Annotated in this window: 21 protein-coding genes; 18 read left to right on the forward strand and 3 right to left on the reverse strand. The window is 57.6% G+C overall.

Features of this window, described 5'->3' with window-relative positions; all coding sequences use genetic code 11:
• Positions 1-23: 23 nt before the first annotated feature.
• The 13 genes from BN4275_RS11750 to BN4275_RS11810 all read left to right on the forward strand — a co-directional run bounded on the left by BN4275_RS11750 (position 24) and on the right by BN4275_RS11810 (position 15811).
• Positions 24-857: a class B sortase gene (locus BN4275_RS11750; RefSeq protein WP_066458468.1), complete on the forward strand. Its 834-nt coding sequence runs from the start codon at positions 24-26 to the stop codon at positions 855-857.
• A 168-nt stretch (positions 858-1025) separates the two neighbouring features.
• A complete protein-coding gene (locus BN4275_RS11755) occupies positions 1026-2249 on the forward strand; it encodes a DUF3798 domain-containing protein (protein ID WP_066458470.1) in 1224 nt (407 codons plus the stop codon).
• Between the two features lie 78 nt (positions 2250-2327).
• Positions 2328-3923: a sugar ABC transporter ATP-binding protein gene (locus tag BN4275_RS11760; RefSeq protein WP_341423443.1), complete on the forward strand. Its 1596-nt coding sequence runs from the start codon at positions 2328-2330 to the stop codon at positions 3921-3923.
• The gene (locus BN4275_RS11765) at positions 3920-4969 is read left to right on the forward strand and encodes an ABC transporter permease subunit (RefSeq protein WP_066458473.1); all 1050 of its coding nucleotides are present in this window, start codon (positions 3920-3922) and stop codon (positions 4967-4969) included. Before BN4275_RS11760 ends, BN4275_RS11765 begins: the two co-directional genes overlap by 4 nt.
• Entirely contained in the window at positions 4966-6219 is a 1254-nt protein-coding gene (locus BN4275_RS11770; protein ID WP_066458478.1) for an ABC transporter permease subunit, read from the forward strand. The genes BN4275_RS11765 and BN4275_RS11770 overlap by 4 nt, the downstream gene beginning before the upstream one ends.
• A gap of 207 nt (positions 6220-6426) precedes the next feature.
• Positions 6427-7572: a glycerate kinase family protein gene (locus tag BN4275_RS11775; RefSeq protein ID WP_066458481.1), complete on the forward strand. Its 1146-nt coding sequence runs from the start codon at positions 6427-6429 to the stop codon at positions 7570-7572.
• A 226-nt stretch (positions 7573-7798) separates the two neighbouring features.
• On the forward strand, positions 7799-8458 hold the full coding sequence (gene sdaAB, locus BN4275_RS11780) for an L-serine ammonia-lyase, iron-sulfur-dependent subunit beta (RefSeq protein ID WP_066460398.1): 660 nt from the start codon (positions 7799-7801) through the stop codon (positions 8456-8458).
• A gap of 14 nt (positions 8459-8472) precedes the next feature.
• Complete coding sequence (sdaAA, locus tag BN4275_RS11785; protein WP_066458483.1) at positions 8473-9405, forward strand: L-serine ammonia-lyase, iron-sulfur-dependent, subunit alpha; 933 nt, start codon at positions 8473-8475, stop codon at positions 9403-9405.
• A gap of 122 nt (positions 9406-9527) precedes the next feature.
• Entirely contained in the window at positions 9528-10877 is a 1350-nt protein-coding gene (locus BN4275_RS11790) for a GGDEF domain-containing protein (RefSeq protein WP_066458485.1), read from the forward strand.
• 221 nt (positions 10878-11098) lie between these two features.
• A complete protein-coding gene (locus BN4275_RS11795; protein ID WP_066458487.1) occupies positions 11099-11764 on the forward strand; it encodes an ABC transporter ATP-binding protein in 666 nt (221 codons plus the stop codon).
• 46 nt (positions 11765-11810) lie between these two features.
• Positions 11811-13619: a hypothetical protein gene (locus BN4275_RS11800; protein ID WP_066458489.1), complete on the forward strand. Its 1809-nt coding sequence runs from the start codon at positions 11811-11813 to the stop codon at positions 13617-13619.
• 21 nt (positions 13620-13640) lie between these two features.
• On the forward strand, positions 13641-14795 hold the full coding sequence (locus BN4275_RS11805) for an ABC transporter permease (RefSeq protein WP_066458491.1): 1155 nt from the start codon (positions 13641-13643) through the stop codon (positions 14793-14795).
• Positions 14795-15811, forward strand: a complete 1017-nt coding sequence (locus BN4275_RS11810; RefSeq protein WP_066458493.1) for an ABC transporter permease — start codon at positions 14795-14797, stop codon at positions 15809-15811. Before BN4275_RS11805 ends, BN4275_RS11810 begins: the two co-directional genes overlap by 1 nt.
• 54 nt (positions 15812-15865) lie before the next feature.
• Here BN4275_RS11810 and BN4275_RS11815 read toward each other — a convergent pair whose 3' ends face one another.
• Positions 15866-16420 (reverse strand): FumA C-terminus/TtdB family hydratase beta subunit, encoded by a 555-nt coding sequence (locus tag BN4275_RS11815; RefSeq protein WP_158572825.1) that lies wholly within the window; start codon positions 16418-16420, stop codon positions 15866-15868.
• A complete protein-coding gene (locus tag BN4275_RS11820; RefSeq protein ID WP_066458496.1) occupies positions 16401-17213 on the reverse strand; it encodes a DivIVA domain-containing protein in 813 nt (270 codons plus the stop codon). Before BN4275_RS11820 ends, BN4275_RS11815 begins: the two co-directional genes overlap by 20 nt.
• A gap of 170 nt (positions 17214-17383) precedes the next feature.
• On the opposite strand from BN4275_RS11820, the gene BN4275_RS11825 reads away from it, so the two are divergent.
• Positions 17384-18013 (forward strand): HAD family hydrolase, encoded by a 630-nt coding sequence (locus BN4275_RS11825; protein WP_066458499.1) that lies wholly within the window; start codon positions 17384-17386, stop codon positions 18011-18013.
• A gap of 24 nt (positions 18014-18037) precedes the next feature.
• Here the strand turns inward: BN4275_RS11825 and ytvI are convergent, their stop codons facing one another.
• Positions 18038-19108, reverse strand: a complete 1071-nt coding sequence (ytvI, locus tag BN4275_RS11830; protein ID WP_066458502.1) for a sporulation integral membrane protein YtvI — start codon at positions 19106-19108, stop codon at positions 18038-18040.
• Between the two features lie 237 nt (positions 19109-19345).
• Between ytvI and BN4275_RS11835 the strand changes: the two genes are divergently transcribed.
• From BN4275_RS11835 to BN4275_RS11850, 4 genes are read left to right on the forward strand one after another with little or no spacing between them, the layout of a single operon-like run.
• Positions 19346-19780, forward strand: coding sequence for an ACT domain-containing protein (locus BN4275_RS11835; RefSeq protein WP_066458505.1), 435 nt, complete (start codon positions 19346-19348; stop codon positions 19778-19780).
• 50 nt (positions 19781-19830) lie between these two features.
• On the forward strand, positions 19831-21078 hold the full coding sequence (locus BN4275_RS11840) for a homoserine dehydrogenase (RefSeq protein ID WP_066458507.1): 1248 nt from the start codon (positions 19831-19833) through the stop codon (positions 21076-21078).
• A gap of 2 nt (positions 21079-21080) precedes the next feature.
• Positions 21081-21971 (forward strand): homoserine kinase, encoded by an 891-nt coding sequence (gene thrB / locus BN4275_RS11845; protein WP_066460402.1) that lies wholly within the window; start codon positions 21081-21083, stop codon positions 21969-21971.
• Positions 21972-22005: 34 nt separating this feature from the next.
• Positions 22006-23211 (forward strand): aspartate kinase, encoded by a 1206-nt coding sequence (locus tag BN4275_RS11850; protein ID WP_066458511.1) that lies wholly within the window; start codon positions 22006-22008, stop codon positions 23209-23211.
• Positions 23212-23237: the final 26 nt, after the last annotated feature.

Here is a 23237-nt window from a genome sequence, read left to right on the forward strand (position 1 = left end):
ATTCTCTGAAAGGATGATTGAGCATGACGGCAATCCCTCGAAGGCTTCTGGCCGCGGCGTTTGGCGTGCTTTTGCTGATCGAATGCGCCGGCTGCAAAAAGGAGCAGGGAGAAATCCTGCCGCCGGAAGGCGAATATACATCGGGCGGCGGATACCAGCCGAAGGTGCCGGATGTCAGCGCGCAGCTCGAAGCGGCGATTGCAAAGAACGGCGATGTGGTTGGCTGGCTGCAGCTGCCGAACACCGCCATCAATGAGGCGGTGGTGCAGACCACCGACAACGAATATTACCTGCGGCGCGACGTGGAGAAAAAATATGCCTATGAAGGCTGCTATTATCTCGACTACGAAAGCCTCCTATTCGACGACGGCGCCGATCTTGCGCAGAACAGCATCATCTATGGACATAACCTCGGAGATCCAATGGGCGTCAAGGACAATCCGGATGGGGTGAAGTTCGCGCAGCTTTTAAAGCTCGATGATATCGAGATTGCCAAAAAGACCCCCTATATCTATTTCACCACCCCGGCCGAAACCCATATTTTTGAAATTTTTGCGGTTGTCTACTGCGAAAGCGAGACTACGCCGGTCCCATATCACTACGCGGAATACTCGGACGAACAATTCGATGCGCTCATCGCGGACATGAAAGCGCGTTCCCAATACACCTATGACGTAGATGTCGCACCGGAGGACCGGATCATCACGCTTTCCACCTGTTCCTATAAATATGGTACCTATTCCCAGAATCCGGATCAGCGGTATATTGTATTGGGGCGTCTGGTAAAACCCGGGGAGAGCTATCACGAAACCGCGAATCTTACGGCCAATGCGTCCCCAAAAGCTCCGCAATTTTAGGAAAATGATCTTGCCAGCCGCTGCTGAATTCGTATTTTTTTGGAAATTCCCGACTTGAAATGATGGCCGACACGCCAGCATCTGCCTCTGGAGATTGCGCCGGACGAACGGTTGTGGTATGTTAGGCTCCGGATTGTAGAATCCATACCATTTTAGGAGGATTTCCAAATGAAAAAACTGATTTCAACGTTGCTAGCGCTGGCGATGGCCTTCGGCCTTGCGTCCTGCGGCACCTCATCCAGTTCTGGCGCACCTTCCGGTTCTTCCGGCAGCGGGCCGCAGGGAGATGCCGCCGCACCTTATAAAATTGCAATCATCACGGGCACTGTTTCCCAGGGCGAGGAGGAATTCCGCGCCGCGCAGGAGATGAAGGAAAAATATCCGGATATCGTCGTCACAGCGACCTACCCGGACAACTTCTCAAAGGAACAGGAAACCACCATCTCAAACGTCCTGAACCTCGTGGCCGATCCGGAAGTCAAGGCGCTGGTCTTTTTGCAGGCGGTGCCCGGCGCGGCGGCGGCCATTTCCAAAGCGAAGGAACTGCGTCCCGATCTGCTGGTGATCGCGGGCGTGACCGGAGAAGATCCGGCGGTCATCGCGCGGGAAGCCGATATGGTGCTGAATGCGGATGAGCTCGGCATGGGACGCACCATTATGGAGCAGGCGAAGGCGATGGGTGCGAAAACTTTCGTGCACTACTCCTTCCCGCGCCACATGTCGGTCGCGCTGCTGGCCGGCCGCCGCGACCTGCTGAGACAAACCGCGGAGGAACTTGGCATCGAATTTGTGGAAGCCACAGCGCCCGACCCGACAGGCGATTCCGGCGTGCCCGGCGCCCAGCAGTTTATCCTTGAGGATGTGCCGAAGATGATTGCCAAATACGGTAAGGACACCGCCTTCTTCGCAACCAATTGCTCGATGCAGGAACCGCTCATCAAGCAGGTTATCGCGGGCGGCGCGATTTTCCCGCAGCAGTGCTGCCCGAGCCCGTATCACGGCTATCCGGGCGCGCTCGGCATCGCGATCCCCGAGGATAAAGCGGGTGACGTTGGCTATATTCTTTCGGAAACCACCCGCAAGATCACCGAAGGCAAAAACGCCGGACGGATGTCCACCTGGCCGGTGCCGATCAACATGCTGTTTGTCCGCGCGGGCGTCCAGTATGCAATGGATTATCTCGACGGCAAGATCGAATCGGGCAGCGACATGGATGCGATGGCCGAAATCTGCGCAGAGCTTTCGGAGGGCACCTCCCTGCGCAAGCTCACCGAAAACGGCAAGGAATACGACAACTTTTTCACCCTGCTGTCGCCTTACTACACTTACGGCGGCGCCGCGGATGCGGCGGGGGAAGAAGCCTCCGCTTCCGAAGCTGCTTCGGAAATCTGAAGAACCTACCGGCGCGCCGCGGGAAAATTCCCGCGGCGCGCGTTCTAACAAAACCAACAAAACCAGGAGCGATGCGTTTTGCAGGAGACCACACCCGTCCTTCGTATGAGGGATATCAAAAAAGAATATTATGGAAACCAGGTGCTCAAGGGCATCTCGCTTGAGGTCATGCCTGGCGAGATCCACGCGCTCTGCGGCGAAAACGGCGCCGGCAAATCAACCCTCATGAACATCCTTTTCGGGATGCCGGTGATCCATGAGACAGGCGGTTTTACCGGCTCGGTCGAGATTGGCGGTGCGCCGGTCGCGGTGCGCAGTCCATCCGACGCGATGAAATTGGGGATTGGGATGGTGCATCAGGAATTTATGCTGATCCCGGGCTTCACCATCGCGGAAAATATCAAGCTGAACCGTGAGCCGCTGAAACCTGGACTGCTCGGGATGCTGTTCGGCCAAAAGCTGCAGACGCTCGACGCCGGAAAGATGGCGGCCGATGCGCGTGCGGCGCTCGACCGGCTGGGGATGGATGTGGATGAACAGCTACCGGTGGCGGGGCTTCCGGTGGGATATATGCAGTTTATTGAGATTGCGCGCGAAATCGACCGGGAGAACACCCGCCTGCTCGTCTTTGACGAGCCGACCGCTGTGCTCACCGAAAGCGAAGCGAAAAGCCTGCTCAAAGCGATGAAAAAGCTGGCGGAGGACGGGGTGGGGATTCTGTTTATCACCCACCGTCTCGACGAGGTGATCGATGCGGCGGACAAGGTAACAATCATGCGCGACGGCGCGCTGATCGGGACGCTTAACAAGGAGGACACCACCATCGAGCAGCTTGCCGAGCTGATGGTTGGCCGAAAGATTGACCTTAAACAAAAGGAAAGCGCCTATTCGGGAGACCGGTCGCAGATTTCGGTTTCACTGCGCAATTTCCGGGTGCAGATGCCGGGCGAAATGGTGCGCGGGATCGACCTCGATGTTTATAAAGGCGAAATCCTCGGCCTCGGCGGTCTGGCCGGGCAGGGAAAGATCGGCGTGGCCAATGGGCTCATGGGGCTTTATCCGGCGGACGGGGAGGTTCTTGTCACCGGAAAGCCGCTCAAGCTGAACGATGCGAAAGCGTCAATCGCCGCCGGGCTGAGTTTTGTTTCGGAGGACCGGCGCGGCGTTGGGCTGCTGCCGGACACCGCGATTGAACTGAATATGGTCATCCCGGCGGCCGTGAACCAGAACCGGTTTCTGAAAGGGGTGGGCGTCCTGAGCCAGCTCGATATGGCCGCAGTACGTGAAACCGCAAATCGGTATATTCAGGAGCTCGACATCCGCTGTACTGGGCCCGCCCAGCCGGTGCGCCGCCTTTCGGGCGGAAACCAGCAGAAGGTCTGCATCGCGCGGGCCCTGCTGCTCGGCCCGGATGTGCTGCTCATCTCGGAACCGACCCGCGGAATCGACGTGGGCGCGAAAAGCCTGGTGCTTGACACGATCGTGAAACTCAACCAGGATGAAGGGCTCACGGTCATCATGACATCGTCGGAGCTGGCTGAACTGCGGCTGGTCTGCGACCGGATCGCGATCATAACCGGCGGAAAACTGGCGGGCGTCCTGCGGCCGGACGATGCGGACGCGGCGTTTGGGCTTGCGATGTCCGGCAGCACCGGGAAAGGAGGCGCGCAATGAACAATCCGAAATTGATGATTCAAAAGATGGGACTTCCGCGCCTCATCATCCTGGCGTTTTTGCTGCTGCTTACCGTGACGGCGGTTTTCCAGCGGCAGGACCTTGCGACACTCACCTCCGACGTGCTGGTGCGGTTCGGAATGAATCTGGTCATGTCGCTTGCGATGGTGCCGGCGGTGCTTTCCGGCACCGGCATGAACTTTGGCCTGCCGGTCGGGCTCTTATGCGGCATTTTGGCCGGGCTGATCAGTATCGAGCTGGGGCTTCTCGGTTGGGCGGGAATCCTTGCGGCAATCGCCATTTCGCTGCCAATTGGCGCGGCGGCGGGTTGGCTTTACGGAAAACTTTTAAACGCGGTCAAGGGTTCTGAGATGGTGGTTGGCACCTATGTGGGTTATTCGGTCGTATCGCTTATGTGCATCGGCTGGCTGGTGATCCCGTTTCGGTCGCCGGAGATGGTCTGGCCGATCGGCGGGCAGGGATCGGGCCTGCGCTCAACCATCGCGCTCGCCGGGAACTATGACGCCATCTTCAACAACTTCCTCTCCTTCACCGTATTCGGGGTGAAGATCCCGACGGGACTCATCCTGTTTTCACTGTTTGCGTGCCTGCTGATGTGGCTGTTCACCCGGTCAAAAACCGGTATTTCCATGCAGGCCGCGGGCGATAATCCACGCTTTGCGGCGGCAAGCGGAATCTCGGTCGACCGCAGCAGGATGGTTGGCACAGTGCTTTCCACGGTGATCGGCGCGGTTGGGATCATTTTCTATGCGCAGAGCTTTGGTTTTTACCAGCTCTATAACGCGCCGCTCAATATGGCGTTCGCGCCGGTCGCGGCGGTGCTGCTGGGCGGCGCGTCGGCTGGGAAGATCCGCATTTCGCATGTGATCCTCGGCACCTTCCTGTTCCAGGCGCTGCTCACCATCGCGCTGCCCGTCGCAAACCAGCTGATGCCGGAGGGGAGCCTGTCGGAGGTCATCCGGATCATTGTTTCAAACGGCATCATCCTATACGCGCTTTCGCAGACGGGAGGGAAAGGAAAATGAATCGTCCAAAATCCGGCGCAGTCAAGCGCTTTCTGGTTGCGAATATCGTGCCAATCCTTTTTTCGGCAATTTGCCTTCTGGGCGTCCTTTTTTCCGGTTCGAATCCGGCTGTCATTCTGATGGATGTGGTCGCGCGTTTTGACCGCAATGCTTTTTTGGTGCTTTCTCTGATCATCCCGATCCTCACCGGTTTGGGTCTCAACTTCGGCATCGTGCTCGGGGCGATGGCCGGGCAGGTCGCTATTTTTATTGTCTGTGTCATTGGATTGACCGGTATGACCGCCGTTTTCATCGCGGCGGTGATCTCGATTCCACTGGCCGTGCTGTTCGGATGGCTGTCCGGCCTGCTTTTAAACCGCACGAAGGGGCAGGAGATGATCACCAGCATGATCCTGGGTTTTTTCGCGGCGGGCGTCTACCAGTTTATCTTTCTGTTCGCGCTCGGCGGGATCTTCCCGATTGACGCACCGGAAATCATGCTCGGTACAGGGGTCGGCGTGCGCAATACGATCGATCTTGGAAATATGAAATACGCGCTTGATAACCTCTGGAAGGTCGATCTATTCACCGGCATCACGTTGCTTGGCGCGCTGCTGCTTGCGGTGAACGCAATCCGTCTTCTGCGGCCGCAAAATCGTGTCAGGAGACGTATTTCCATAACCGTGCTCTGGGGGACCGTAACCGTGTTCGGTTTGGTGGGAGGCAGACTGCCGCAGTTTGCCTCCTATCAGATGCTGGTAAAGATTCCGATGGCGCCGTTTCTTTTGATCGCGGGACTGTGCCTGCTGATCCCCGCGTTTTTGAGGACCAAGCTGGGTCAGGAGATGCGCGCGGTTGGACAGGACATGGGGGTCGCGGCTGTGGCGGGCATCGATGTCAACCGTACCCGTATCATCGCCATTTGTATTTCGACGGTGATCGCGGCGCTCGGACAGATCATTTTTTTGCAGAACCTCGGCAATCTTTCCACTTACAATGCGCACGAAAATGTCGGCATGTTTTCGGCGGCGGCGCTGCTGATTGGCGGCGCGGCGGTCTCGAAAGCCACGGTTGGGCAGGCGCTGATGGGGACGGTGCTCTTCCACCTGCTCTTTAACGTCTCCCCGATGGCGGGCAAGAACCTGTTCGGCAGCGCCGAGATCGGCGAATATTTCCGGGTGTTTATCGCATACGGCATCATCGCGGTGACGCTGGCGCTTTACGCTTGGAAAAAGGTTGTGCAGCAGCGTGAAAAGAATAAGCTCCTTTGAATGAGGAAAGCGCCCCGGCCTTTGGCCGGGGCGCTTTCCTCTGTATGTCCTGGTATGTTCGTATTGCCACAAAAACTGGTGAATTTTTGGTTCCTGACACAATTTCAAAGCAGGTTTGGTGTGTTATAATGGGATTAAAGACCAAAAGCCGTGTTGGCGGCGGGGGTTCTTTTAAAAGTGTGAAGAAGTGTGGAAGGAGTCAAACCAATGAAAAAGTGTGTGGTGATCCCCGATTCGTTCAAAGGGTCGCTGGATTCGATTGAAATCTGCGACCTGGCCTCCGACAAGGTAAGGAAGTTTTTTCCGGACTGCGAAGTGGTCACGCTTCCGGTTGCGGACGGCGGCGAAGGCACAGTGGAGTGCTTTTTACATGCGATGCAGGGCGAAAAGATCGCGGTGCGGGTAAACGGCCCGTTTATGAAGCCGGTTGACAGCTTCTATGGCCGCTTCGGCGACCTTGCGGTGGTGGAAATGGCGGCCGCGGCGGGCCTGCCAATGGTGGAGGACTGCAAGGACCCGGTGGGCACCACCACCTACGGAGTGGGCGAGCTGGTGAAGCACGCGGTCGAGAACGGAGCCAAGCAGGTGATTCTGGGATTGGGCGGAAGCTGCACCAACGACGGTGGCTGCGGCTGCGCGGCGGCTCTGGGCGTGCGTTTCACCGATGCGCAGGGCAGCGAATTCGTCCCTGTCGGCGGTACGCTTGACAAGATTGCGGCAATCGATCTTTCGGCGGCAAAGAAACTGCTTTCCGGCGTGGATATCACCGTTATGTGTGACATTGAGAATCCGATGCACGGCGTGACCGGCGCGGCGTATATCTTTGGGCCGCAGAAGGGCGCGGATGAGGAAATGGTGAAGTTCCTTGACGCCAAACTGGTGGCGCTCGACAAGATTATGCAGAAAGCGCTCGGCATTGAGAGCGTCGCACAGCTGCCCGGCGCGGGCGCGGCAGGCGCGTTCGGCGCGGGTGTGGTTGCTTTCCTGGGCGGCAAGCTCAAGTCCGGCATCGAGACGGTGCTTGACATTGTCGGGTTCGACCGTGTGATTGCCGATGCGGATGCGGTTTTCACCGGAGAAGGCAAGATCGACAGCCAATCCCTGCGTGGCAAGGTGGTCATCGGCGTATCCCGCCGCGCGCAGAAACAGGGGGTGCCGGTTTACGCGATTGTGGGCGACGTGGGAGACGATGCGGCAGGCGCTTACGATATGGGCGTTACAGCGATCTTTTCGATCAACCGGGTGGCGGTGCCCTTCTCGGTGGCGCGCACCCGCAGCAGGCAGGATTTCCAGGGAGCGTTTGAGGACGTCCTGCGGCTGATCAAAAGCGTGGAAGCGCGGGCCGCCCGATAAATAGGAAAAAGAGCGTGGGCAACTTGGCAGCCCGCGCTCTTTTTATGCCTCCAGATACTGTTAATTCCCTTTTATTGTGGTACAATAGCCGCAGAGCAGTTATTCCACCGGCTTATACGCAGGACGATTCGCGCCTTTGGCGCTGCTGTCCTGATGCGCCATGATCCCGCACGCTTCATGTGTGCGGGATCATAGACAAAAAATTCAGGGAAATGGCGGGATGGTTTTGAAGGTGTTTGATATCGTCGGCCCAGTGATGATAGGGCCTTCCAGTTCCCACACAGCGGGCGCGGTGCGTATTGGGCGAATTGCCTACGCGCTGCTAGGCGAGAAAGCGGTGCGGGCCGACATCCGCCTGCATGGCTCATTTGCCAAAACCTATAAAGGGCATGGAACCGACAAAGCGCTGGTGGCGGGTATCATGGGCATGAAGCCCGACGATCCGCGTATCCGCAAAAGCCTTGAACTGGCGAAGGAACAGGGCCTGGAGGTTTCGATCCGGCCGGAGTTTTTCGAAAACGCGCATCCCAATACCGCGCTGATCATACTGATCGGGGAAAGCGGAGGTCAAGTGCGGGTACAGGGTGCGTCGGTCGGCGGCGGAAATATCCTGATCACTGAAGTCAATGGGATGCCGGTTGAGATCACCGGCCAATACGCCACTCTGATTGTCCTGCATCGGGACGCGCCGGGGACCATCGCCCAAGTCACCGAATTGATTGCAAGCCTTGGGGTCAATATCTGCAATTTTCGGCTTTCCCGCGAACAGAAAGGCGGCACGGCGGTTATGACTATAGAGGTGGATGGGCAGGTGGGCAAGGAGCTGAACGCCTGTATCCGGCAGCTGCCGAACGTCATCGGTTCCACCATGCTGCAGCCGATTTGACAAAGGAGAAAGAAATGGATATACATTATGATTCGATCGCAGGGCTTGTGAGCGCGGCACAGGAAAGCGGGGAAAAACTTTCACGGCTTGTACTTGCGCAGCAGGCAAAGGAGCTGGAAAGCACCGAGGAAGCAGTTTTTTCCCAGATGGAAAACCACCTCGATGTGATGGCCGCATCGGTTCGGGAAGGTTGTGCGCCGGGACTCCGCTCGGCCAGCGGACTGACCGGTGGGAGCGCCCATAAGATGCAAAGGGCTGTGGAGGCGGAAAAAACGCTTTGCGGCGGGCTGTTTGGCAGCGCGTTGACCAAGGCGCTGGCTGTTTCCGAACTGAACGCCGCGATGGGAAGGATCGTGGCCGCGCCGACCGCTGGGTCCTGTGGGATTCTGCCCGCAGCGATCCTTTCGCTCAAAGAGGCGCGCAGCCTACCCAAACGCGACTGCGTGATGGCGCTGTTTACTGCGTCGGCGGTCGGTATGGTGATCGCAAACAAAGCGTCGCTTGCCGGCGCGCAGGGGGGATGCCAGGCAGAATGCGGTTCCGCTTCCGCGATGGCAGCAGCCGCCTTGGTTGAGCTTGCGGGCGGCGTGCCGCAGCAGGTTTCCGACGCGGTGGCCATTGCGCTGAAAAATGTGCTTGGCCTGGTGTGTGACCCGGTGGCGGGACTGGTGGAAATTCCCTGCATCAAGCGCAATGCCGCCGGTGTGGCGAACGCGTTGGCCGCAGCAGAGTTGGCGCTGGCGGGTATCGGCAGCGCAATACCGGCCGATGAAGTGATCGGCGCCATGAAGCGGGTGGGAGACGCGATGGAGCCCGCGCTCAAGGAAACCGCCGAAGGCGGGCTGGCCGCCACGCCGACCGGAAAACGGCTTGCCGGCCAGGTCTTCGGAGATTCGGACCTGCCGCGCGCAGGCGGCTGCGGCAGTTGTGGAAGGTGCATGCCGTAATAGCACGGCAATGAGGAATCTTTTTCGGGGGCCCTTTCAAAGGGAGCCGAAATGTGCTATAATTCATATATATATGGCTGGAAGAAAATCCGGCCTGATTGTATACGAAAGGGAACGCCGCTATGGAACCTTTGAAAAACCGGGCTTTGCGCAGGAAACTGGAGAGACAGTCTGCCGAATTGCGGGCGCGCAACGAGGATCTACGCGCGTTGACGGACAATATTCCCGGCGGGGTGTTCCGCTGTACTGCTGCTGAGCCGCTCACGCTTCTGCAGGTTAGCGACGGCTTTCTTTCGATGTTTGGTTACAGCAGGGCAGAAATCAAAGATCTCTTCCAGGACAGTTTTTGGCTGATGATCCATCCGGACGACCGGGAAAACGCCCTGCGGGAAGCGCAGCGCCAGCTTCAGTACAGCAATACGAAGGAAATCGAATACCGGGTGGACTGCAAAGATGGGCATGCCATGTGGGTGCTTGACAAAGGGCAGCTGGTCAAGTCGAAAGACGCGGCGGAACCGGATACCTATTACTGCATCGTAATTGATATCACCAATACCAAGAAGGTCCAGGAGGAGCTTCGTTTAAGCCTGGAACGGCATCAGATCATCATGGATCAGACTACGGATATCATTTTTGAATGGGATATTGCAGAGAATTCGCTCATGGTTTCTCAAAACTGGGAAAAGAAATTTGGCTATCCGGTGTTTCCCGCCCAGAGTATGGAAACCGCGTTAAAGAATGCGCCCATCCATCCGGATGATCAGGAGGGGGCATTGCGGCTTGTGGAGGATGCGCGGCGGGGGGCGCCGTATACGGAAACGGAACTGCGCATCGCAAATTCCGAAGGGCGGTATATCTGGTGCCGTATCCGCGCGAGCGTGCAGTTCGACGGCGCGGGAAAGCCGATTAAATCGGTCGGCGTAATTGTGGATATCGATTCGGAAAAGCGGCTGATGCTGAATCTGCTCGATAAGGCGGAAAAGGACGCGCTCACCGGACTCTATAACCGCGGGACGGCCCAGAAGCTGGTGGAATCCGTGCTGGAGACTTCGCAGCCGGAAGAGGCCTGTGCCTTGCTGATTATTGATGTGGACAATTTTAAGCAGATCAATGATTCCAGAGGCCATCTTTTCGGTGACGCGGTACTGTCGGCTATTGCGGGTGAAATGAAGAAGCTGTTCCGCGTTTCGGATGTGATCGGGCGGATTGGGGGAGATGAGTTTTTGGTTTTCCTCAAAGGAATCCCATCGCGGGAGTTCGTGTTTGGCCGTGCGGATAAGACCCTTGGAATTTTCAACAGAGTTTTGAATGGGCAGGACTGCCAGGATCGGATTTCCTGCAGCATCGGGGTATCCCTGTTCCCACAGGATGGGCGGGATTTCCATTCGCTCTACCACAGCGCTGATACCGCGCTCTATGCGGCCAAAAAGCAGGGGAAGAATTGCGTTCTGCTGTTTGACGGTCATAAATAAACGCCCCCGCGCATTTGCGGCGCCGTTTGCCCCTTCAAAGCAGAGGGCGGCGCTGCCTGCGCAGGCGCGGAGAGGCCTTCCCGAAAAAACGGGATATATTTACCCAGGGCCGCGGCAATCCTGCCGCGGCCCTGATACCATGTTTTGCAAGCGGAAATGGGATTGTCATGCGGCGGTGCGTTATGCTATACTCATATTGATTATTGGAAGGTGGGGATGATGTGCTGACAGCGGCGGGCCTTGTGAAACGTTATGGCAGGACGGCGGTACTGGAGGGCGCTTCGCTCACCTGTGAACGTGGACAGGCGGTCTGCCTTGCCGGGGCGAATGCCGCTGGCAAGACCACGTTGCTCACCATCGCAGCGGGCCTGCAAAAGCCGGACGCGGGGAAGGTATCCTGTGACGGAACGATTGGTTACGTTCCGCAGGAGCTTTCGCTGCTGACCGACCTGAGCGTGCGGGACAACCTGCTGCTTTGGTATGCGGCGGCAGGGCGTCCCGCGCGGGAAGTATTCTCTCAAAACGCGCTGGAAACGCAGCTGGGGCTTTCGCCCTATGCACGCCGCACGGTGCGGAAGCTTTCCGGCGGGCTCAAAAAGCGCGCCGAGATTGCCTGTGCATTGGTCCGTCGCCCGGCTTACCTTCTCATGGATGAGCCGTTTAATGGCCTCGACCTTGCAAGCCGGGAAGAGATCGTCCAATTGCTCTGCCGGCTCAAATCCGAGGGCGCGGGGCTTCTTTTCTCCTCGCACGACCCGCATCAGATTGCCGCGTCCGCCGATTCAGTGATTCTTCTGAAGGATCATCAGACCCTGGCCCCTCAGAAATTGGAAGGGGACCTTTCCGCGCGGACCGCGCAGGTTATCACATTGCTTTCCCGCGCATAAAGCTTTTCATAGAAAATGAACCCAACCGATTAGGAGGTACCAGAGAATGGATGAAAACAAAATTCCCGGAGAGGAACTGGAAGGCCAGCAGACCCTCTCGGGACAGCAGGACGCCGCGACCGCGGTAGCTGAGCCTGCCGAGAAGAAAGAGACGCAGGACGCACCGGAGGCCGAAGTGAGGCAGGATGAACCAGCTGGCGAAGAACAGCAGGAAATGCCTTATCAGACGGCGGAGATGCCAGACCCGGCAAGCCTTTACACCGCGCCTGAGCCGCCGGTCAAGAAAAAATCCCCGGCCATGCTGATTATTGGAATCCTGTGCGTTGTGCTGGTGGCGGCGGTGGCCCTGTTGGCGGCAACGCTGGGTGGGATGTTTATGAAACCGCGGGACGCGGTTTCCAAGGCGTTTACCTCGACCAACGCCGCGGTAGCCGCGCAGAAGGACCGGCTGGCACAGGAACTGCCCGGTATGAAATACCTGACCGGTCTGGCCGAACCTGCCCCGGCGAAAACCAACTTTAACCTTGCTGTCGATCAGGTTGACATGGGCGTCAGCACTGCGGAAAACGCCATCATTTCCAAAATACTCAAGGGCTTCGGCCTGAAGGGGAGCTATGTCAACGATCCGGACAGCAAGGTTTTTGAACTGGATGGCGCGGTACATATGGATGGAGCGGATCTGATTGGGCTTTATCTGTATGGTTCTCCGGAACTGGTCGCTGGTGGAATCCCCAGCTTTTCTGATACGGTGTTCTCGTTTAATCCTGCGACCTTTGCGCAGGATTTCCAGCAGAGCCCGCTTTATGCGACGAGCGGGATGGATGAACAGACGCTCAACATGATGCAGGAAGAGATCAACAGCCAGCTGAACTCGATGGACGCGATGAGCGTGGCCAACCAGAAACAGATGGCTGAAGACCTGTACCGGCTGATGGGCGGCGCGCTGGACAACGCCACCTTTGAGAAAGCGCCTAAAGAGGAGGGCCTCAAGTGCTATAAGATCATCATTCCGGGAGAGGATGTCAAAGGCGCGGTGATCGATGTTGTGAAGTATCTCTATTTTGATTCGCCGTTCGCGGGAATATATCGCGCTGCTTTCGAGCCGATGCTGATCGACACCGGGATGAGTTACGAAGCTTTTATGAACGATCAGATCATTGGCGTCCTGGAGCAGGAAATGCCGCCGCTGGAGACTGAAGCAGTGGTAAAAGTGGGCAAAAAGAACATCATTCAGTCGGTGCTGGCGGTCGTCAAACCGGTCACGGTGAATACCGTCACCTTTGAAGGAATCTCCCTGAACTATGCGCTTGCTGAGGATATGACCGAAAAACTCACTGTGGCCTGTAAAATAACTGGCGCCGGAGAGGGTGAAGTCGTCGACATAAAGATGGCGCTGGACGATCAGTATGCTGATGGCGCCTATGACCTTAGAGTGGCTTTTGATGTGCAGGCGGAGAATATCCTTACACTCAATCTGTCCGAGTCTTTCCGATTTGATCGGGAAGGGGCCGCCAACTTCGGGGTCAATATGGACATTTCGGCGCCCACAGCTGTCGGCGCCGAGGAAATTGCGGTTGACCTGGTGGCGGAAGGCTCTGTTTCCGAGACGGACGGCAAGGCGGTATTCACCTATCCAAAGATCGGCGGTTCGCTCACAACCGAAGGGCAGACGATGAGCCTTTACTTCAAGCTCGACGCGGACAGCGCGCCGATCGATTCACCCTATGTGATTTCCAGGGAAACCAAAGAGCTGTTCAAGATGTCCGAACTGGAACTGCAAACTGAAATGCAGAAGATGGAAGCGGGAGCGCAGCAGTTCTTCGGTTCCCTCATGCCCTTTCTGATGGGCGCATAAACGGCAGGGGATACATACTTCATGAAGCTATTTGCAACTGCATTTTACATCGCATGCAAGCACAGCGGCCGCAGGCTGCTGTGCTTGCTCTGCGTTTTTGCAGTCTGCCTGGGCCTTCTGGGGGCGGTGTTTGCCGCCGTGCCGGAAAAAAGCGTCCCCAAAGCTGAGGTTGCGATCGTGAACCTGGACCAGAACCCGATGAGCAGGACGCTGCTGCGTTCGTTTGCGTCAATGGAAAGCTTGTCCGATCTGTTTCAGGTGTCTTTTGCCTCGCCGGAGGAACTGGACCGCCAGCATTATAACGCGGTGCTGACCATACCGGACGGCTTTCTTGACAGCGTGCTGACCGGTGAGAACCGCAGCCCGGTTCTGGAGGTGGATATCTCCACGCCGCTTGAAGCAATGTGGGTGCGGGAGCTCGCCCAGGCTGGCGCTTCGGCGCTGACAACCGCGCAGCTTGGGGTGTACACGGTTCAGGAAGCGGTGAACTATGGAGAGGGTATGCCGCGGAAGGATTACGAGCTGTTGCTTATGGATGTGAACCTCACCTTCCTTAAAGAATTCCTTTCGCGGCTGGAACTTGTCGCGCAGGAGCGCCTTTCCGCAACCGGCACGCTTTCGCTGCCGCTTTATTATGCGGCGTCGCTTTGCGCACTCTTGTTTTTGGCCTATGGGTTCCTCTATATGCCTGCGGTGCGCGGTCTGAAACGGTTTGCTGTGCGGGCGCGCGCAGACGGCATGGTGCTCTTTGTGTCCGCCTTCGCGCATATCGCGGTATTTACGGCGGCTCTGGGACTGCTGCTCTTTCTGCCCGCCTGCCACCGTTTCGGCTTTACGATGGAAAAACTCGCGGCCTTTTTGCTGTTTCTGCTGCTCGTGAGCGGTTGGACACTGGCCATTTGCCTGTTGACCGAAAGTTTTTCCGCCTGCGCGGCCGCATCGATTTTGCTTTCCACCGGTATGGGGCTTTGTGCCGGCGGCTTTTTGCCCCTCGCGCTGATGCCCGCCGCCTTTACCGGAATTGCGGGATTCCTGCCCGCGGGGCGGGCGATCGCGCTTGCCGGGGCAGTCCTGGGGGAGCCGCTTTCCAGCGGCTCCGTTTTGGCGGCGGGGGCCATGGCGGCGGCCATGCTTTTGCTGGCGTGGTTTTGCTGGCGGCATAAGGGGGTGGCTTGATGCGGTATTTCGGGACGCTCCTGCGTTTACAGATCTGGTCGCGGCTGCGCTCGGCTTCCTTTGCGGTGACGGCGGCCTGTTTTCTCGTGCTGGCACTTGGGTTTGCGGTGTTACTGCCGGACAGACAGCCATCCGGCTTGACAGTTGGGTTGTTTGCCGAGTCGCAGAGCGGGCGGGATACGGCGGAAATCTTACAGAAGAACGCCAGCTGCCGTTTTTTGCTGTTCGACAGCGTGGAGGCGCTTGAAAAGGATCTGCTGGCCGGAAAGCTGCACTGCGGATATCGGATTTCCGACGGGGAGAACCCGGTCACCGCGCTCACAACCGACGGCTCCTATATGCGTCCGCTGCTGGATGAGGTGGTGCTTTCCGCCTACGCCGAGGCGAGACTGCCGCAGGATGTGCGGGATTACCTGATGCAGGCGGGGCTCGGTTCAGCCGATGTGGAAGGGATACTTGCAGGGCTGCGCGGCGAAGCCACCCCGATGACCATTACGGTGCAAACAGTCGGGAAGGCATCGGTGCAGGCGCTCGCGGAGCAAAGTGTCTCCCTGCTGCTCTACGCGGTGCTTACCACGGCTTTTCTGGGTTGCGCGGTGCTGTCCGGACTGCTTGCGGGGGATGAGCGAAAACGCGCCTTGCAGCAGCTTTCGGCCCTTTCCGGCCGGCGGCTTTCCGGCGCCCTGGCGCCGGCATTGGCTGATGTGCTGCTCAATCTGGCGGTACTGGTTTTGACGGATGTCTGCATCAGCCGGCTGCTGCCGGGCGGATATCAGCCCGCCGGACGCGCCGCGCTGTTGGTGGCGCTTGCCCTGCTGGGCGTTGCTTTCCGTATGCTTGCGGCGGCATTGCGGCGGTTTTCCGGTGCGGTTGCCGCGCTGATGCCGGTCTGGCTGCTGGCGGGAATATTCTGTTCCGGTTCGATTATAAGCCCGGAACTGCTTCCGGCTGGGCTTGGTATACTGCGCTTTTTTTCGCCGGCATGGTATCTGCTCAGGCTGCTGCAGGGCTTTTAAAAGGGTGCAAAAACTCCCCGGCGTTTTTTCGCCGGGGAGTTCTCCGTTTTATGGTTACGCGATGTGATATTGCGCCCTGCCGGTTTCAAAAAGGTTTTGGCCGGTACAGTCGGCGGCGACGATCAGCGGCAGCTCCGCAAGAAGCAGCTGTTTGACCGATTCGCAGCCAAGATCCTCATAGGCGAGGACCTCGCATCGTTTGATACAGTGCGCGGCGAGCGCGCCCGCGCCGCCGATCGAACAGAAATAGACACCTCTGTTTCGGACGATCGCATCGTAAACCGCCTGCGAACGGTCTCCTTTGCCGATTGTGGCGGCAAGCCCGAGATCCATAAGCGCGGGGGTAAAAGGGTCCATCCGGCTTGAGGTGGTCGGCCCGCAGGAGCCGATCGCCATGCCTTCGGGCGCGGGGGTCGGGCCTACGAAGTAAATGGTGGAGCCTTCGATAGGGAAGGGAAGCGGGCCGCCGTCCTTGAGCGCGGCCATGATCCGTTTATGCGCCGCATCGCGGGCGGTATAGATCGTCCCGCTGAGCAGCACGCGGTCGCCCGCGCGCAGTTCCTTGGCCATACGCTTCAGGTCGGAGGCATCAATCCGATAGGTCTTCACGCGTTACCCCTCCCAAATGTCCCGCCTCGTCGTCCGGTTCGGCAAACGGCTGGCCGGGTTCCTCGATATAGCTGAGCCCGCCTTCCTGCGGGTTGAACCGGTCCTCGATCTGCCTGATCACTTCCTGCATCACATCGACACGGTCATTGAGGACGAAAAGGATCTCTTCGATCGATTTGCGCAGTCTGCCCGCGTCGCCATTGAAGCTTGCGAGTTCCGCATAGAAATTCTTCATATAATCCTTGGCCTGATCGGTGATTTGTTTGGCCTGCGCATTGGCCTGGTCCACGGACTGTTTGGCTTGGGCATTCGCTTCAGCAACAATCCGCTCCGCGTCGCGCTTGGCTTCGATGATGGTATCACCGATCTGGTTCGAGAGCTCGTCGTATTTTTTGCTCTTGTAGTCGAGGCTTTCGGCTTTGAACTGCAGCTGGCGGCTGCGCTCGGTCTGGATTTTCACCTCGCGTTCGGAGGCGTTCAGCTCTTCCTGCAGCTCTTCGTTCTGGGTTTGCAGGGTTTTGAGCATCTCCTGCGCGGCGGCGGCCTGGCGGCGTTCCTCTTCAAGCTGGAGCGCGACTGCTTCAAGCTTGCCGTTCTGGTCGGCGAGCTGCGCCTCCAGGTTCTTGATGTGGGCGATCTGTGATTCCTGTGCCTGCGCGAAAGCGTTCAGTTTTTCCTGGTATTGCTGCTCGGTTTTGTGGAATCCTTCATTGAGGGAATCTATGTAAGTCAGGACCGACTTTTTGTCGAATCCGCCGAATGTCGTTGTCTTGAAAAACGCTGTATCAGCCATTCTACTTCTTCCTTTCGACAAACGTTCTGTATTTTTGGCAAAATCCATATTAAGTATACCATTATTCCCGGGAAAAACAAAGAGATTTTTTCAGAATTGCACAATATGATTCCGAGTTTTTGTATGATATACTCTATGAGGAACACTTTGGAGGCTTGGGAGGAAAAAACATGGAAAAAGTTGTGGCTTTCGACCTGGATGGGACACTCAGTGAATCGGATCTGTTCTTGATCCCATCTTATAAGGCGGCGCTCTGCGAGCGGGGGCTGCCCATGCTTTCGGATGAACGGCTCAAGCTGTTGATTGGCTGCACGATTGAGAATGCCCGCGCAATTGTGATGCCCGACCGCCCCATGGAGGAATACCTCGAATACTCCCGTGCGGTTGGCCGCCATGTGCAGGATTTTGTCCGGCGGGGACGCCCGTATCCGGGCATTCCGGAGAGCCTTGCAAAACTGCGTACACGCGGTTATAAAGTCGCGCTCTGTTCGAACGGGGAATCCCATTATGTCTATCAGGTGCTCGACAGCCTGGGGCTGACCCAGTACTTCGATTTTGTCCAGCATGTTGTGCTCGGCTGTGATAAATCCGATTTATTGCGGCGGGTCATCGAGAAATTTGCACCTGCAAAAGTGGTGATGGTCGGGGATCGCGTTTACGACGTCGAAGCCGCCCGAAATAACGCGGTGCCGGTGATCGGCTGTCTTTACGGGCTCTATCCGGATGAGGTGCGGGACGCGGATGTTCGTATCACGGCCGCGGACCAGCTGCCGGAAGCGGTGGAGATGCTGCTTGGTTAAAAAAATGGCACGGGGAAGCGCTTGTCAGAGCGCTTCTTCCGTGCCGTTTTCATATAGATAGCGGGCGAAAAGAACCAGAACGGGGGCGGCGAACAGCCCGACGAACCCCGCGATCTGCAGCCCGGCGTACATGGACGTGATCGTTGCAATGGGATGCAGGCCAATCTGGTCGCCCACGATGCGCGGTTCGATGATGTTGCGGATGACCTCGATGACCGCGAACAGCAGGAGCAGCCCAATCCCCCCGGGCGGATCTCCGCCCGCGATCAGCACGAGTCCCCAGGGCACTAGGATTGTACCGCTGCCGATGAGCGGCAGGATGTCGAGCAGGGTGATGGCCGCCGCGACCGGCAGGACATATTCAAAGCCGAGCAGCCACAGCCCGAAGCCGAGTTCACAGAAAGTGACCGCCATGATGATGATGTAGGCGCGCACAAACTGCCAGATGGTCTCGCGTGCGAAGCGCTGCAGCCCGCATACGCGCGGCGCAAGCCGCTTGGGGATGAGGTTTCGCAAAAAACGCGCGACCATGCGGTAATTCGATGCGGTTAAAATCGAGATGACGACGGTGAAAACTGCCGCGATGAGCAGGAGGGGCAGCTTTGCGGCGATTCCCGCGGCCCAGCTGACCAGGTGGGCCGAACCGTCGACCGCGGCCTGCTGTGTGGCGGCGGCGATCGCATCCGAAAGGCTTTCAAGGCTTTGCCCGGTGTCCGGATAGAAACGGCCGGCTAGACCGTAAAACCAGCCGCTCAGCCGGTCGAGCACCGGTGCGATGTTCTGTGCGTAGAGATCCGGCAGGCGCAAAAGCAGCTCATAAAGCTGGGCGAGCACAATGGTGAGAAACAGTCCAGCCGCGCCCGCCACCGTCAGATAGAAAAAAAGCAGGATCAGCACGCAGGCGGTTTTTTCGCCAATATGGGCGCGCTTTGCAAAGGAAAGGGTGAGCGGCCGCATCAGCGCCGCGATGCCGGTGCCGAGGAAAAACGGCAGCATCCAGATACAGACATATTTGAAGAAAAAGAAAAGCGTGCCGCCGATCGCGGCATAATAGAGGATGTAAAATAAAGTCTGGCGTTTTTCCTGTTCCTGCACCGCCTCACCTCCCGTTTCTAGCATATTATGCTGAAAACACCGGCCGATATAACCACGTGCCAAACAGTACAAAACATTGGCAGGAAGCTATGCAGAATGGAAAAACCGTTGTATATATTAAACAAGACCTTCTGGAATTTCTTACAATTAATAAACAAACTGCCCCTTTACTTTCACAAAACGGTATGGTATAGTGTATTTGGCTGCGATACAAAAGTATGTGAGAGGTGGACGGAAATGAGCGAAAAGCCCAATTTCCTCCTGGTGAGCGCCCAGGTGCTGCCGGAGGTTTTCCTGAAGGTTGTCGAGGCGAAGATGCTGCTTGCGCAAGGTAAAGCAAAAAGCTCTTCCCAGGCGGCAAAGCTGGCGGGCATCTCGCGCAGCGCTTTTTATAAGTATAAGGATTCCGTCTATCTTTATGATGAGCGGATGAGTGAGAGCCTTGTGACCTTCTCACTCACGCTGGAGGACCGGCCGGGCGTGCTTTCCTCCACCCTGACCGAACTCTATAAGGCGGGCGCGAATATCATCACGGTCAACCAGAACATCCCGGTTGACGGCGTGGCGATCGTTTCGATTTCCGCGCGTATCGGCAACGCGAGCTGTTCACGTTTGGAAATCCTGGAGATGCTGGGAAACCTCGACGGGATTGTCGAAGCAAAGACCATTTGAGAAAGAAAATCACGGGGATATAAGACGGTCCCCGTCAGGGAGGTAGCAACATGATCAATATTGCCGTACTGGGATATGGCACGGTTGGCTCGGGCGTGGTGGAGGTTTTCTTCAAAAACCGCGAAAGCCTGCAGAAAAAAGCGGGCCAGGAGCTGGATCTCAAATACATACTGGATGTGCGGGATTTTCCCGACAGCCCGTTCGCGGACCGCTTCACAAAGGATTTTAACAAGATCCTGGACGATGATTCGGTCAAGGTCGTCGCCGAGGTGATCGGCGGTATTGAGCCGTCCTACGGTTTCACCAAGGCCTGCCTTGAACGCGGCAAAAGCGTTGTGACCTCCAATAAGGAACTGGTCGCGCAGAGAGGCGCCGAGCTGCTCGCGGTTGCGCGGGAGCACCACTGCAACTATCTGTTTGAAGCGAGCGTCGGCGGCGGCATCCCGATCATAAGGCCGCTGCATATGTGCCTGGCCGCGAACCAGATCGATGAGATCGCGGGCATCTTAAACGGCACGACCAACTTTATCTTAACCAAAATGATCCGTGAAAATATGGCGTTCGACGAGGCGCTCGCGCTGGCACAGAAGCTTGGCTACGCCGAACGCAACCCGGCCGCTGACGTGGAGGGCCACGACGCCTGCCGCAAAATCTGCATCCTGGCGTCGCTGTCGTTCGGCGAGCATGTTTTCCCAAAGGACGTCTACACCGAAGGCATCACCAAAATCACGCTCGAGGACGTCGCGTATGCGCAGGATTTCGGCTCGGTCATCAAGCTGATCGGGCGCTGCAAACGCGCCGGCGACGGCGGAAAGATCACCGCGATGGTCGCGCCGGCCTTCATCCATCATGAGAGCCAGCTCGGCACGGTGGACGACGTATTCAACGGCATCCTCGTGCGCGGCGACGCGACCGGCGACGTTGTGTTCTACGGCAAGGGCGCGGGCAAGCTCCCGACCGCTTCAGCCGTTGTGGGCGATATCATCGAATGCGTCAAAGCGACCGATACCAGCCCTTCGCTGCGGTGGAATCCGTCGGAGGGCGGCAATGTCGCGGACCGCGCGGACAATGTGACCCGGGTCTATCTGCGCTGCCGTTCGGACGAGGTCAAGGTGCTGGAAGTGGCGAGGAAGCTGCTCGGCGAGGTGCAGGTACTTTCCCGCCCGGGACAGCCGGCCGACGAATTTGCCTTTGTGACGGAGCAGGCGCTGCCGGAACGCACGATTGACGCGGCGGTCGAAAAGCTCACCGGGATGGGCGTGGAGGTCCTCGGAAAGATCCGGGTGCTGGACTATTGACGGTGAAGATACGCATCCCGGCGACTTCCGCGAATATCGGGCCGGGCTTTGACTCAATCGGCCTTGCGGTCGATCTTTACAACTACATCACGATGGAGGAATACGACGGCGTTGTGATCGAATCGCTCGACCGGGCCCCGGTCCCGGCCGACGAAACCAATCTTGTCTATTCGACCGCGAAGCACCTCTATGAATTGTGCGGAGTGCCGTTTCGCGGACTCAAGATCGGGCAGATCAACAACATCCCGTTCGCGCGCGGGCTTGGAAGCTCCTCGGCCTGCGTAATCGGCGGGCTCAAGGGCGCGAACAAACTGATGGGCAACCCCGTTTCAGATGCGGAACTCATCAACATTGCGGCCGGCATCGAAGGGCACCCGGACAATTCCACCCCGGCGCTCTGCGGCGGGCTGGTCACGGCGGTGTTTGAAGCCGGGCGGGTCCATTATGTCAAGCAGGAGATCAGGGGGGAACTGCATTTTGTGGCGGTCATCCCGGATTTCGAGCTCAAGACTTCGAAGGCGCGCGCGGTGCTGCCCGACCGGATTGACCGCAGGGACGGCGTTTTCAACCTGTCGCGCGCGGCACTGATGTCGGTGTCGCTCTACAGCGGCAATTACCAGAATCTGCGCATCGCAGCCGATGACCGGCTGCACCAGCCGTACCGAATGGGGCTCATCCCGGGCTTTGAACCGGTGATGGAGGCTTGCTACGATCTGGGTGCCTATGCGGTTTATCTGAGCGGCGCGGGTCCGACGCTGATGGCGATCGTTGACGCGAAGCTCTCGGATTTCGGCGACTGCGTCGCGCGGCGGCTTCCGTCGCTGGGACTCGGCGGCTGGCAGGTGCATACACTGTCTATAGACAATTTGGGCACCGTGATTGAGCGGGTATAACAGGATTTTTGAATCTACATTTGGAGGAATAGCAATGAACTTAGTGGTACAGAAGTTCGGGGGATCGTCCGTAAAGAATGCGGAGCGCGTCTTTAACGTGGCGCGGATCGTTACGGATACTTACCAGCAGGGCAACAATGTGGTGGTTGTGGTTTCCGCGCAGGGCGATACCACCGACGACCTGATTGCAAAGGCTCAGGAGATCAATCCGAACGCATCAAAGCGAGAGATGGATGTCCTGCTCACCACCGGTGAGCAGATTTCGATGTCACTGCTCGCGATGGCGATCGAAAAACTTGGATTTCCGGTGATTTCGCTGACCGGCTGGCAGGCGGGCATGCTGACCGACTCGACCCATGGCGCGGCGCGTATCCGCCGGATCAACAAGGAACGTATCGACAACGAGCTTTCCAAGCGCAACATCGTGATTGTGGCGGGCTTCCAGGGGATCAACCGCTATGACGACCTGACCACTTTGGGCCGCGGCGGTTCGGATACGAGCGCGGTCGCGCTGGCCGCTGTGCTGCATGCCGATCTGTGCCAGATCTACACCGATGTGGACGGCGTTTACACCGCCGACCCGCGCCTTGTCAAGAATGCAAGGAAGATCGACGAGATTACATACGACGAGATGCTCGAGCTCGCGACGCTTGGTGCGGGCGTCCTGCACAACCGTTCGGTCGAGATGGCGAAGAAATACAACGTGAACCTTGAGGTTCTTTCGAGTTACACCCAGAACCCCGGCACCAAGATTAAGGAGGTTGTCAAAATGGAAAAAATGCTTGTCAGAGGCGTCGCAAGAGATAACGATGTTGCCCGTATTTCGATCGTCGGTGTTCCCGATCAGCCGGGTATTGCGTTTAAAATATTCTCCCAGCTTGCCGCAAAGAAGATCAATGTCGATATCATCCTGCAGTCGATCGGCCGCGACAACACCAAGGATATCAGCTTTACCATCTCCCGTTCCCATAAGCAGGCCGCGATGGAACTGATGGAGGAGATCAACAAACAGGTGAATGGCAAGGGAATCCTCTGCGATGACAACATCTCGAAGGTTTCAATTGTCGGCGCGGGCATGCAGTCGAATCCCGGCGTTGCGAGCAAGATGTTTGAGGCGCTTGCGGAGGCGCATGTCAACATTCAGATGATCTCGACCAGTGAAATCAAGATCTCGGTGCTGGTTTCGCTCGACGACAGCGAGAAAGCGCTCAGCGCCATCCATGACGCATTTGAAATGTAAGAAGAATGTTCAAAAAGCCCCCGGCC

The organism is Anaerotruncus rubiinfantis (genome assembly GCF_900078395.1).
Taxonomy (GTDB): domain Bacteria; phylum Bacillota; class Clostridia; order Oscillospirales; family Ruminococcaceae; genus Anaerotruncus; species Anaerotruncus rubiinfantis.